The 13,120-nt window shown below is 36.2% G+C and carries 16 protein-coding genes; 3 read left to right on the top strand and 13 right to left on the bottom strand.

Annotated features, from left to right (window positions below):
* Nucleotides 1-98: 98 nt before the first annotated feature.
* A complete protein-coding gene (locus HPY74_02360; GenBank protein NSW89520.1) occupies nt 99-1,124 on the top strand; it encodes a peptidoglycan bridge formation glycyltransferase FemA/FemB family protein in 1,026 nt (341 codons plus the stop codon).
* The gene (alr, locus tag HPY74_02355) at nt 1,105-2,190 is read left to right on the top strand and encodes an alanine racemase (protein NSW89519.1); all 1,086 of its coding nucleotides are present in this window, start codon (nt 1,105-1,107) and stop codon (nt 2,188-2,190) included. The genes HPY74_02360 and alr overlap by 20 nt, the downstream gene beginning before the upstream one ends.
* Nucleotides 2,191-2,203: 13 nt before the next feature.
* On the opposite strand, the gene proB is transcribed toward alr, so the two are convergent.
* From proB to HPY74_02335, 4 genes are all read right to left on the bottom strand, one after another.
* The gene (gene proB, locus HPY74_02350) at nt 2,204-3,097 is read right to left on the bottom strand and encodes a glutamate 5-kinase (protein NSW89518.1); all 894 of its coding nucleotides are present in this window, start codon (nt 3,095-3,097) and stop codon (nt 2,204-2,206) included.
* Nucleotides 3,098-3,140: 43 nt separating this feature from the next.
* Entirely contained in the window at nt 3,141-3,863 is a 723-nt protein-coding gene (locus tag HPY74_02345) for a UPF0280 family protein (protein ID NSW89517.1), read from the bottom strand.
* Between the two features lie 81 nt (nt 3,864-3,944).
* A complete protein-coding gene (locus HPY74_02340; GenBank protein NSW89516.1) occupies nt 3,945-4,364 on the bottom strand; it encodes a 4Fe-4S binding protein in 420 nt (139 codons plus the stop codon).
* On the bottom strand, nt 4,351-5,526 hold the full coding sequence (locus HPY74_02335) for a hypothetical protein (protein NSW89515.1): 1,176 nt from the start codon (nt 5,524-5,526) through the stop codon (nt 4,351-4,353). Before HPY74_02335 ends, HPY74_02340 begins: the two co-directional genes overlap by 14 nt.
* Before the next feature lie 359 nt (nt 5,527-5,885).
* On the opposite strand from HPY74_02335, the gene HPY74_02330 reads away from it, so the two are divergent.
* A complete protein-coding gene (locus tag HPY74_02330; GenBank protein NSW89514.1) occupies nt 5,886-6,287 on the top strand; it encodes a hypothetical protein in 402 nt (133 codons plus the stop codon).
* 11 nt (nt 6,288-6,298) lie between these two features.
* Here HPY74_02330 and pdaA read toward each other — a convergent pair whose 3' ends face one another.
* The 9 genes from pdaA to mreC all read right to left on the bottom strand — a co-directional run bounded on the left by pdaA (nt 6,299) and on the right by mreC (nt 13,106).
* A complete protein-coding gene (gene pdaA, locus HPY74_02325) occupies nt 6,299-7,357 on the bottom strand; it encodes a delta-lactam-biosynthetic de-N-acetylase (GenBank protein ID NSW89513.1) in 1,059 nt (352 codons plus the stop codon).
* A gap of 105 nt (nt 7,358-7,462) precedes the next feature.
* Complete coding sequence (locus HPY74_02320) at nt 7,463-8,308, bottom strand: peptidase M50 (GenBank protein NSW89512.1); 846 nt, start codon at nt 8,306-8,308, stop codon at nt 7,463-7,465.
* Complete coding sequence (locus HPY74_02315; protein ID NSW89511.1) at nt 8,295-9,092, bottom strand: M23 family metallopeptidase; 798 nt, start codon at nt 9,090-9,092, stop codon at nt 8,295-8,297. The genes HPY74_02320 and HPY74_02315 overlap by 14 nt, the downstream gene beginning before the upstream one ends.
* 266 nt (nt 9,093-9,358) lie before the next feature.
* On the bottom strand, nt 9,359-9,763 hold the full coding sequence (mgsA, locus tag HPY74_02310; protein NSW89510.1) for a methylglyoxal synthase: 405 nt from the start codon (nt 9,761-9,763) through the stop codon (nt 9,359-9,361).
* Nucleotides 9,764-9,777: 14 nt separating this feature from the next.
* On the bottom strand, nt 9,778-10,065 hold the full coding sequence (gene minE, locus HPY74_02305) for a cell division topological specificity factor MinE (GenBank protein ID NSW89509.1): 288 nt from the start codon (nt 10,063-10,065) through the stop codon (nt 9,778-9,780).
* 24 nt (nt 10,066-10,089) lie between these two features.
* Nucleotides 10,090-10,890, bottom strand: coding sequence for a septum site-determining protein MinD (gene minD, locus HPY74_02300; GenBank protein NSW89508.1), 801 nt, complete (start codon nt 10,888-10,890; stop codon nt 10,090-10,092).
* A 91-nt stretch (nt 10,891-10,981) separates the two neighbouring features.
* Entirely contained in the window at nt 10,982-11,674 is a 693-nt protein-coding gene (gene minC / locus HPY74_02295; protein ID NSW89507.1) for a septum site-determining protein MinC, read from the bottom strand.
* Between the two features lie 45 nt (nt 11,675-11,719).
* Complete coding sequence (gene mreD, locus HPY74_02290) at nt 11,720-12,238, bottom strand: rod shape-determining protein MreD (protein NSW89506.1); 519 nt, start codon at nt 12,236-12,238, stop codon at nt 11,720-11,722.
* Nucleotides 12,239-12,266: 28 nt separating this feature from the next.
* Nucleotides 12,267-13,106: a rod shape-determining protein MreC gene (gene mreC / locus HPY74_02285; protein ID NSW89505.1), complete on the bottom strand. Its 840-nt coding sequence runs from the start codon at nt 13,104-13,106 to the stop codon at nt 12,267-12,269.
* Nucleotides 13,107-13,120 lie beyond the last annotated feature (14 nt).

The following is a 13,120-nucleotide window of genomic DNA, read 5'->3' as shown; positions in this document are numbered from 1 at the left end:
GAATTAAGGGCCGAATAAAGAAGAGGAGGATAAAAGTTTTGAGTATTGATATAGTAAAATATGAGGAGTTTTTGCAAACACACCCTAAAGGGCATTTCATGCAATCTGTGAAGTGGGCAAAAGTTAAATCAAATTGGGTAAACGAAATAGTTACGGTAGAAGACGACGGAGGAAATATCAAGGGGTCCATGAGCCTTCTTATCAGAAAGATACCCTTTATAAACCGTACTATAATGTATTCCCCCCGCGGACCGGTATGCGATATACATGATTTCGGGACAATAAAGGCTCTAATAGAAAAAGCAAAAGAAGTAGCCCGGGCACATAAAAGTTATGTACTGAAATTAGACCCGGATATAGAGAAAGATGATAAGGAATTTGAAAGGATAATTAAAGAGCTCGGATTTAAGGTAAAAAGTGATTCAACAGATTTTGAAGGCATTCAGCCACGCTTTGTTTTCCGGCTTGACATAAGGAATAAGATTGAAGAAGAGTTATTGATGTCCTTTCATCAAAAAGTAAGGTACAATATACGTTTAGCCGCCAGAAAAGGAGTAGAAATAAAGATAGGCTCAAAGGAGGATATCCCCGAATTCCATAAAATAATGGTTGAGACAGGCATAAGGGACAGATTTGTTGTAAGAAGCCCTTCATATTTCGAACAAATGCTTGACTGCTTGGGTCCCGAAAATATAAGACTCTATCTTGCCTACTACCAGGGAAAGATGATTGCCGGTACTATCGCCGTAGTATATGGTAATAAATGCTGGTATTTGTATGGTGCAAGCAGTAATGAGTATAGAAATGTAATGCCCAACTATCTTTTGCAGTGGGAAATGATTAAATGGGCTCTTGAGAGTGGCTGTGACATATACGATTTTAGGGGCGTATCGGGAGATATTGATGAAAATAACCCCTTATACGGTTTATATCGTTTTAAAAAAGGTTTTGGAGGTAAATTTACTGAATTTATAGGAGAATTGGACTATGTATTTAACCCTTTCATTTATTTTGCAATAGAAAAAGGAGAAAAAATATTCCGGGAAGCAAGAAGAAGGTTATTTGTTATTAAAAACAAGGATGAGTCAAGGGGAGAACATCAAAATGAAGAAGCTGATAATTGAAAAGGACAAGCTTCGCCAAAATATCGGCATTATAAAGAGTATGTCACGTTCGAAAATAATCGCAGTTTTAAAAGGGAACGGTTATGGCCTTGGAATGCTGGAATTTGCAAAGTTTTTACAAGAAAATGGAATAGATTTATTTGCTGTCTCTGAAATTAAAGACGCAGTCTGTTTAGCAGAAAACGGATTTTCAGGCAAAGTGCTTCTTCTTACCCCGACCAGCATTGAGGATGAGGCCTTGCTTATTGTTAAGAGCAAAATAATACCTTCTGTAGGTTCCATAACATCAGCTCTTACTCTGAATGATACAGGTTTAAAGCTCAATGAAATAGTAGATTTTCACTTGAAAATTGATATAGGATTTGGGCGTTTTGGGTTTCTCCCCAATGAAATTTCCGAAGCCTGTACTTTTCTGCAGACAATGCAAAACATTAGGGTTGCAGGCACATATTCCCATTTTTCCTTTTCTTTTTCCAGGAAAGAAAAAGATGTTTATTCTCAATACAATAGATTTATTAATGCCGTCGAATTAATCCGCCAAAAGGGATTAGACCCCGGTATGCTGCATATATGTAATTCGTCAGCTTTTTTAAGGTTTCCTCAAATGCACCTGGATGCTGTAAGAATAGGCTCGGCGTTTTTAGGTAGAATTCCCATTGAAAATACATATAAACTTCAAAAAATAGGATATTTGAAGTCAAGAATTATTGAAGCCAAAGAGTTACCCAAAAATCATAACATTGGGTACGCCAATACTTATAAAACCCGAAAAGCAACAAGAATAGGAATTATACCGGTGGGTTACCTGGACGGATTTGGAGTTGAAAAATCAAGAGATACCTTTAGGCTAATAGATATATTGAGGTATATATATAACGATATAAAATCACTAAATAGAAAAATATATGTAAATATAGGTGACAAATATGCACGTGTGCTTGGAAGGATAGGCACTTACAACATTGTAGTAGATTTAACAGGTATTAATGCAAATGTAGGGGATGAAGTAATATTGGATGTAAACCCAATGCTTGTAGGGAGCCATATAGAAAGGAAGTATATTTAAACTGACTATATCCTTATACCTGTCTTACAAACAGTGTTCCTACATCTTCGCCTTTAAGTATATCCATTATAACAGAGGGATCGTTTCCATTCGCTAATACCATATTTATACCTGCAGAAGTTACAATTTTTGCGGCTGTAAGCTTTGTAACCATACCTCCGGTCCCCTGCTTTGAACCTACTCCCCCTGCACAGTTCTCTATATCAGCCGTTATCTCAGTAATGACCGATAGCTTTTTGGAGCAAGAGTTTTTCTTGGGATCGGAATCATAAAACCCGTCTATATCGGTCAATATTATTAATAAATCTGCTTTTATCAGTTTTGCAACAATAGCAGATAGTGTATCATTGTCGCCGAATACTATGTTTCCTCCGTTTTCCCCTTCCAACTCCTTTACACAAACCGAGTCATTTTCGTTGACAATAGGAACTATCCCTTTTTCCAATAATGTTTCAAAGGTATTAATAACATTATTTCTCCTGTATTCATCCTCAACAACATCCCGTGTCAAGAGTATCTGTCCTACAATATGACCATATTCCGAGAAAAACTTGCTGTAAATATGCATTAACTCACATTGTCCTACCGCAGCCACAGCCTGCTTTTCTCTGATTGTTTTAGGCCTCTCTTTAAGTTTTAGTTTACCAATACCAACCCCAATAGCACCGGACGTAACCAGCACAACCTCTCTGCCCTGGTTTATTAAGTCCGAAAGTACCATTGATAACTTATCTATAGTAGATAAGTTTATTTTCCCTGTATTATAGGTTATAGTGGAAGTTCCGACTTTCACCACTATTCTTTTTGCATCCCGTAAATGTATGCGTGAATTTCTTATTGCATGCTCAATTAAAATCTCTTTTGTATCATTTGCGTCATTATAATCATTAACAGTATTAATGCTCATATCTTTACCCCATTTACCATTAAATGTTATTTGCTCTATAACTCTATATTCTAATCAGTTCTATGTCTCCCCATGCCCCTATCCTGTCTCCTATAATAATCAACACACCTTCTATGCCTCCTATCCTCGTGGCAAATTCAATTGCATCTTGTATATCGGAAGGAGTTTTTACCCTGTTACATACTGCCGTAGCAGCTGCATCAGCTAAGAATGTATCTTTAGAGACAATAACAGCTGCATCTGCTTTTCCAAAGCTTAATGAATGGCCCACTGTACCCGAAGAAGTACAAATCCCTAGCGGAGTCTGTTCAGGATATATTTTTAACGCAATTTTCCCGCTTAAAGGTGAATTTCCGGCATAAACCCCTACTTTTCTTGGCACATTAGTTTTTAAAAATAAGTCTCCACCGTTTTCCACTATTACTTCTTTCGAATATTTTAAAAGCTCTACTCCTATCATTTCACTTATTGCGCCCGCAACAGCTGCCATAGGCCCAACCCCTGCTTTTTCAGCAGCCCTGCCCATTCTCTCAACAATAAGAGGAGCCCCCTCTTCAATTTTAATAGGTTCAAGGCTCTTTAAGAAGTCAGGATTTTGCTTAATGTATTCTTCTATTTGTTTTCTATATCTTTTAACACCGGTTAGAGCTTCCTCGTATAGGTTTTTAGAAGCGCCTATCCTTAAGTCTGTCTCATATACACAAACATCGAAGAATTCCAGGTTAACACCTTTAAACAAGTTTCTATAAAATCTTTCTTGATACATAGAACTCAATATATAGTCCTCACTCTCCAGTAATCTCAAGCCAATCTTAAGCCTGCAAAATTACCTGAAAAAACTCACCGGCTAACTCTGTCCTCCATTTTTTATACACATTACACGCAAAGGGCAGGCTTTAACGCATAATTCGCACATAAGGCACTTTTCTCTGTCAAAAGTCAACCGCCAATCGGTTTTATCCATCTGTAAAGCACCGGAAGGGCAAACAGCAGTACATGCGCCGCAATGTACACAGCTTTCCTCCTTCCATATAATAGCTTTGGAGAATATTTCATACTCTGCGCCTACTTTTTTGACAAATTCCAACCCTGCCTCAATATCCTTTTCTTCTCCTTCTATATCGACAACCAGTTTCCCAACCTTGTTCAGACTGACATCTGCATTTAGAATATTAACCATAAGGTTATAGTCTTTTACAAGATGGTACGTTACAGGCTTAGTAATTATGTTTGCAGGAAAATACATTGTAACTTTAATCTTTTTCATTTCCATTCTCCCTAACTTCCAGTTTATTTACAACATTTGTTTTTGGCAAAAATGCCACAGGTTCCGTGATAAAGAACTCGCCTCTTTTTATCATTTCCTTGAGAAGCCCTGCAATTTCCCTGGCCTTTCTAACACTTGACAATGGAGCAGTAGGCACTTTCTTTCCATTTAATTCAATACTGCCGCTCATTAATTCTTCGTATGAAACCTGCTTTAGAATAGGCCTGGGTCCGGAAGATACACTGTAATCCAACACATTGGTAAATATGTCCCTGTTCCTTACAGCAGTCTTTTCAACCATATCTTCGTCAAGTATGGGTATAGGAATACCTACACCAACAAACAATGTAACTCCATATTGCTGGAATATGGCAGCCCTTATAAATCTTCTGTCCATTTGCTTTGCATCGCCTATAAGCGCCAGTGTTCCTGCAGAACCTATAGGTACGCCGTTATCTCCCCTCTTCTGGCAGGGATTGTGCTGAGTCCCTTCCCACGCTACATACCCCTGTGTTCCTCCTATAAACACCCTGGTACCTATGCCAATGGTCCTGTAAAAAGGATCATTTAGGAGGGGGCTTAACTGCCCTGAAGTGGAATAGGTCACATTATTGCAGCGGGGTAAAAGCGTGCCCATATAAGTATACATTATTCTGTCCGACGAATTTGTAGCAGCGTTATAGTTTTGGTATGCATTTCTCGGATTAAACATATATGCCTGGTTAACATTGTACTTATTTATGTAGGTTGATATTTCCTTCCTTGGATAGCAATGAGTGCCGTATGACTCAGCGCATAAACTTATATTCTTTCCGGCAATAAAATCTTCAATAACATGGGCACCCCCATACTCCATGCCTTTGGATTCTGAAAGTTCGGTTGCTCCTATATATGCATCAACGGCTGCTATACCTGCATAAGCCGGGACATCATTCAACCATACCTTGCTCATCTTAATGGGTGGGTCGGAATGCCCGAAATTTATAAACATCCCACTTGAACACATGGGTCCAAATGTAGCTGTTGTAACCACATCCACTTCCTTAGCAGTTTGCTTTACGCCTTTTTCAACCACTATATCAATTATCTCTTCAGCAGTAACCACAACAGCCTTTCCTGTTTTTATTTTCTCGTTTATTTCGTCAAAACTCTTATAACTCATACTAAACCTCGTCCCTTTACAAAAATTTTAGTTTAAAACAATGACGACCGTTTTTGGCGTATATTCGCGTATATTCAAATTACAAAAATATAGATAATGCAGTCTTAACTTTACATTATCTATATTATAGTGCTATATTTAATTAATTTCAATAATTTTGTGAAACTTCGCTTCGATTTATAAAAAAGTTTCCACAACCTTATTTGGCCACTTTTAAGTCCGGATTTTACGCTCCTTGATTATTTTTTACATTCGGTTATAACCTGGTATGTCTTTTCATTGCAATTGTAACTTTAATTCTTACTCTTACGTAAAATAAATCATAGAAAATATATAGACATTTAGGTTGGTGAAATATAGTGGATAAACGCAAAAATCTTCAGAGTATTGCCAATGCTATCTATGCCGCAGATAAAATCCGTAATATATTAAAAGACCCAAATACGCGAAACAGTTATACACCAGGGAAAAGGGCTTATAATAACATATCCGTTTTTGGAGAAGTCATAAGGGTAATTGCCGACTATTTGCCTAACAGTAACAACTACCGGGGAAATAGTCTTAAAGAAATGGTTGATAAAAGCGCCATATATATCAATACCTATAAAAAGCTAAAACAACAGCTAATTTCAGCAAGGAATGGAAAACTAAACAAAAATAAGCTTGTAGAAACCCTTGCCATAGTTAGACCCTTGTTGAAAAATGAACGTAAAGTTATTGTTGATAAGGTACTTAAAATATATGAGATACTTAATACCTGAAAAAAGTTATTTTATAGATCAAAAGGCTTTATCTCATACCCTTGGGCCTTTATATCCTTTATAATCCTGTCCAAGGCATCAGCATTATCCTTCGATACTGCATGGAGGAGCAGCACCGCACCATTGTGCAGGTTTTCCATAACCTTGTTGTAAGCATAATCTGCCCCTCTTATCTTATCTGTATACCAGTCATCATAGGCAAAACTCCAGAATACTGTTTTGTAACCAAGCTGTTGCGCTGCGGCAAGCACTCTCTCACTATATTCCCCTGAAGGAGGTCTCATGTATTTAAACCCCACTCCGAATTTTTCATAAAACTTATTCTCCAGACCTAAAAGCTCATTCTCCAATTCTTCATAGCTAAGATCAGGCAGACTTGGATGGTTAACTGTATGGCTACCCACCTGGTGCCCTTCATCCAGCATTCTTTTTACAAGATCAGGGTTCTTTTCTATATAGGGCCCTGTGACAAAAAATATGGTTTTTACATTATTCTCCTTAAGAGTATCCAATATCTTTGGAGTATAACCATTTTCATACCCTTCATCAAAAGTCAAGTAAACAACTTTTTCTGAAGTATCTCCCTGGAATACTCCATCATATTTGCTAATGAGATTCCTTATGTCATCTGGTATGGTTGAGGGCTTATTTTCACTATTGAGCCTAATCCACCAGGAAAGTTTTTCGTTGTCAAGTTTTTCCAATGCATCAATATTCAGTTTTTCAACATTTGGAGTTGTAGGATTGGTAGGTAGTTGGGCATGAGAATTTTCACCAACTTTAGATGTATCCCGTTCATCTTCCTTACTATTTTTCCCACCCGATTGTTTATTTCCCGTATCATTAGTTCTACCAGTATTTTCTCCATCCTTTAGAGTAGTATCCTGAGTCCTTTCAATATCATTGGGACTGGCCGTGCCATCAGGTAAATCCTTCCTTGCATTAAAACTACTCACTAAATATGAAAAACCAAAGCCGATTATAAAAAACACGACTGCAGTAATTACTACAAGTCTGATTTTATTTCTTGTGAGCTTCACCTTTTTGCTATTCTTGTTGTTTTTTCCCATTTATTTCATCCTTCGCATTATATATTTTTAATTTATTATATCACATTTCTACAAAAATCTACACAGTAAAATTCATATAAAGTTTGGCCATATGCTTTGCTTTATCTATTGAACTTTCCTGATAAATTCCTCAAAGGTTATTTCCGAATTATAATTGATAACTGCATCTACTATCTCCTGTTCCGTATACATTTTCAAAATCCTGAAGTTTTCGTCCAAGACATAGATAATATGAAACCTATCGAAATCCATATTTTTCAAAACATCCCCAAGAGGCATAGTTTTTACAGCCACTAAATCCCTCACTGGGTATATACCTTTTTTTAACAGTCTTGAGCGTCGGAAAATTATTTGTTTCATATTCATAAAAGCTGCCTCAGCCCCTTTCGATATTATTTGAATAATTATATATATACCTATAGTTATTAAACTATAATTGAAAAAAGAAGAATAAAATAACTGAATAAAACCAATAAATATAAAAACTATAGCAAAAACTGCAGATAACTTCTTTATATACTTATGAGCAACGTAAATACCTTTTCCGGATATTAGTATATTAATAAGTATCCTGCTTCCGTCCAGAGGTACAACAGGTAAAATGTTAAATATCGTAAGGTACAAATTTACATTTATAAAATTCATTATATTAATTTTATAAGCCGACATTACTGTTATGTATTTGCATCCATATATGTTTGCTGCATACATATATTTCAAAGCTAATATGCCTGCTACATACAATATTCCATTTGCTGCCGGCCCGCTTAAATAAACCAATACTTTCTTCCATAGGGGACTAAAATCTTCTTCAATAATTGCGTTTAAACCAACCGGTAAAACTCTTATACCATTTACTTTAATTCCCAAAATTACAGCAGTAATAATATGGGCCGCCTCATGTAGTGATATTGATATAAGAGCAAATAAGAGACTTTCAAAGTACTTCATTTTTATTATCTGTTTTTATCGGCACTTTTATAAATTCAAGGGGGTCCACAGGTTTCCCATCTTTCCACACTTCAAAGTGCAGATGAGTACCTGTGGAAACACCGGTATTTCCAACTTCCGCTATTATATCGCCTTTACTGGCTTTCATCCCTTCTTCTATCAGAATTCTTGAGCAATGGGCATATAAACTTATTATTCCCCCTAAATGTCTTATCTTTACATATTTACCATACATACGGTGCTCGGATATTTCTATTACCTCACCATCTTCAACTGCTTTAATTTGAGAACTTTCATCCCCTTCAATATCTATACCGCTGTGAAACTTAATTTTATTAGTAACGGGGTCAATTCTTTCACCAAAATATGATGAAACCACTCCTTCTATAGGCAATATGAACTCAAGTTCAATACTTTCACTATTTTCAGAGGAATTTTCATCTTGTATTTGTTTTTCATTTTTAGTTTGATTATCGTTTTCCATTGGGCTATTATTTTCGTATCCTGTGTTTTCTTCACCCTCAATTATATTATTAATTTGCCTGTAAATATCGTTAATGTCTATATTCCACAACAAAGTCCATTTAACCTTATCAATAATAAAATTTGTTATGGAGGTATTAATGTTCTTAATACTCAAAATAATAATAAATATTAGTATGGAAATAAGAATTTGTCTTTTTACAATTTCCCCCAATGTGTTGCTTTCTTTTGCCTGTAACCTTTTTCTTCTATAAGGGGGAGTATTACGGGAGTACTTTGCCCTTACAATAACATCGTCCATACTACCCACATCCTTTCTTAAGTAGCATTTTTTATTCATCTAAATTATATTGTCCAAGTCCAGAATTTATTACTGTTAACGTCACTGAACCGAGTAATTTGTAGTACAGCATGGCTTAAACCAACAATAATGAGGGCGCATTTTTTATATATGACCCATATAATGACAGAAACATTGCGGAAGGTCTCGTAGAGCCTGTTAATCCGACGAGGGATAAGCAAATCAACTGTATGAGCAAAATAATTACATTGATGTGCTATAATAGCTTATATCTGCTTAATTACCAATTCTCTCCATGCAAGGTCCCCTCTTTCGACACCTTTGATTAACATTTCTGCAGTAGCAATATTTGTTGCTACAGGTATATTATGGATGTCACAAAGTCGAAGAATAGAATTTACATCAGGTTCATATTCCTGTGCAGTCAAAGGGTCCCTAAAAAATATAACCAGGTCCATTTCGTTGCAGGCTATCCTGGCTCCTATTTGTTGAGCTCCCCCAAGGGGGCCAGGGAAAAACTTGTATACGTTTAATCCCGTTGATTCAGCAATAATTGTTCCCGTTGTACCCGTTGCATATAAGGTATGGTTCTGAAGTATGGACTTGTATGCTATGCAAAAATCTACCATTAGTTCTTTTTTCTTATCATGTGCTATCAGTGCTATATTCATAACTATCAGCCAAATTATGTTATTTTTTTTGTTTTTACACTTTTTATAGGAATATTGGCCACCAATGCCGGCACAATACTCTCTCCATCCTCACTTTTGGTGCGTGTCAGTTGTATATCGAGGGCTTCCTCATCAATATCGATGTAATTGGTTATAACTTTTATAATTTCACTCTTTATCATTTCCAAAAACTGAGGGGATACATTGGCCCTGTCATGAATCAATACGAGTTTCAGTCTTTCCTTTGCTACATCTTTTGATGCTTTTGGTTTTGTAAAAAAGTTAAAAAAATCTAAAATCATATTTCTTCTCCTTTTCAGGTATTTTCAGGTAGTTTTAATGCCCAACAATTTCTTTAATTTAAATACAAATCCTTCATCATCTTCAAGGCTAAGGAACGGAACTTCTTCACCGTCTATCCTTTGCGCAATATTTCTGTAAGCTTGTCCCGCCAGCGACTTTTGGTCTGTAACAATAGGTTCTCCCCTATTGGTAGATACCACAATTTTTTCATCATCCGGCACTATGCCGATCAAACTAACAGCCAATATATCCTTAACATCTTCTATACTCATCATTTCACCACGTCTTACCATATCAATTTTTATCCTGTTTATCAAGAGCTTAGGATCTCGCAATTCTTTGGATTCAAGAAGTCCTATAACCCTATCTGCATCTCTTACGGCAGAAACTTCAGGAGTGGTAACTACAATTGCCTTATCAGCTCCAACAACAGCATTGTTAAAACCCTGTTCAATTCCTGCCGGACAATCAATTATAGTGTAATCGAACTCCTTTCTTAATTCGTCGCAAAGCTTAATCATTTGTTCAGGCTTTACTGCAGACTTGTCCCTGGTCTGAGCAGCAGGTAAAAGGAAAAGCCCCTCAAAACGCTTGTCCTTTACAAGGGCATTCCTTAATTTGCACCTTCCTTCCACTACATCCACAAGGTCAAACACAATCCTGTTTTCTAGTCCCATTACAAGATCCAAATTTCTTAAACCTATATCGGCATCTACAAGAACAACCTTTTTATTTCTTAGAGCAAGAGCGGTTCCCACGTTAGCAGTAGTTGTTGTTTTACCTACTCCACCTTTTCCGGAAGTAATTACTATGACTTCTCCCATTAAATATAAACCCCCTATATACGTATACATCTTAGAAAAATATATCTCTGTTTTCTCAATTTGTCAATTATTATGGCTTATTTTTTCTGTCCTATCTTTGGGGTAAAAAACTTTCAATATACACCAGTTCATCTTTAATATATGCTATTTCAGGTGCTATAGGGCCCTTACCCTTTATTTCATCGGGAGGCCGAGTAATAATGTTTGCAATCCTTAACTGCACAGGCTGCAAATTAAGAGCTGCAATAATCGCTTCTTTATTACCGTCCATGCCAGCATGGACAATCCCCCTCAGGGAACCCATCACAATAATATTACCTGTTGCCTGTACCTCTGCACCTGGGTTAACATCACCCAGAATAACCAGGTTGCCGTTAAAGCTTACTAATTGACCTGAGCGTACTGTTCCCCTGTAAAACTTTGTTATTCCTTCTTCTATACCTTCAAAATAATAACTCTTTACATAAGGTATTGCTCCTCTGTTTTCTTCAACTTCAACACCATCTTCCGATATTTTGGGATCATAGTCGGTATCTTCTTCAAAAGCTGTTATTTCTGCTTCAGTTTTATCAGACATCAAACGGCAAAGTTTTTCTGCTTCATCCTGCAGTAATTTTTTACCGCGATACTTTACTACAAGAGAAGCCCCTTTAAAAAATTTACCGGCAGCAGTAAGCTTTTTGCCTATTTGTTCATATATTTTTTCAAAATCATCTTCTTCCTTCATTATAAGGATTAAGCCATTGTTTGTTGCTTTGAAAATTATACTGCTATTTTCGTCCATAAACTCATACCCCCACCAATATTAAACTAACCTTTGCACAGCATATTAATACCGTCTTATTACTTTACTTCTAAAATTAAGTTTACTATTAACTTTTATCACCATAAAATGTATTAATATTGAAAAAGCACTATTATATAAAGCTTCGGGGAAGACCACTGTCTTAAATATATAAAGCAAACCGGGGCTTCTTAAATTTCCAAATCTACTAAGCAAATACACTCCACTTTCATAAACCATCGTTAAAAAAAAAGTAAACAACACCACAACAAGGATATTGTCTTTATATAGCTTTTTACTCGCTAAACCGGCAATTGCTCCCAGATACATGCCCAATAGCGAATAAAATCCTAATGTCTTACCTGACACAATATCCTGTACCAATCCCGCAAAAAGGCCTATAACTGCTCCTCCCATACTTCCTTCCAGTATTGATATACATACACTATATACCAGGATCAGGTTCGGTTTAATGTTATTAATTTCAATATAATCCAAAACAGTTGTCTGCACAAGTATGATAACAAAAATACTCACTACATAAATAAGGACCTTCATTCTCATGGATTTTTCCTCTTATCCGATTTTTCCACTACTTTTTTTCTTTCTTTTTCAAAACAAACACTTCCTGAAGCCTTTTTAAGTCCACCTCCGGCTCTATAATCCCATATCTGTCCAGTTCACTGTTAGCTTGCCTTACTTCTTTTACCCTTCCCACAAGGATACCTTTCGGGTATATACCTCCTAGTCCTGAAGTTTCAACTACATCATTAACAGCCACATCTACATTAATGGGGATATTATACATAAAGCAAAGTCCTTGTTCTTTCAAAGTCAAGTCACCCTTAACTATTACATGGCCCCCCCCGCTTTTTGAAAGCCAACAACTTACAACACTATCTTCGTCAATAATGGATATAACTTTAGAAGAAGTTAAATCAGAGCTCAAAACTCTGCCAACCAATCCTTTTGTACTTGTAATTACAGGGTAATCAACATCAATACCGTCTTTTGTTCCAACATCTATCTTAAACACATTAAACCAATTACCGGCATCTATTGCTATTACATTAGCACCTATTATCTCATAGTCTTCAAATTGAGATTTCAGTTTCAATGCTTCTCTCAACTCTTCTATTTTATCTCTATACCCAATAAGTTCTCTATTTTCTTTTTCCAGTTCATTTACTCTTATCTTCAACCTTTCATTTTCTTCTTTTAGAGTTTTTATTTCTTTAAAAGTGGAAAAAAAATACTCTACCTTTTGTCCCGTTAAGAAAAAAAATTTCTGTAGTGGTGATAACGGAATAGTTATAATATTTCTTGCAACCTTAAAAATATCTTTATTTGAAAAAGACACCCCCATTACCACTATCAATATAATTGTAACTAACACAAGCCACAATAACCTGTTTTTAAATAACCGTGCCAGGCGCCCCAATGGTT

It is taken from the genome of Bacillota bacterium, from assembly GCA_013314855.1.
Taxonomy (GTDB): Bacteria; Bacillota; Clostridia; order Acetivibrionales; family DUMC01; genus Ch48.
This window is presented reverse-complemented; position numbering and strand designations above follow the sequence as displayed.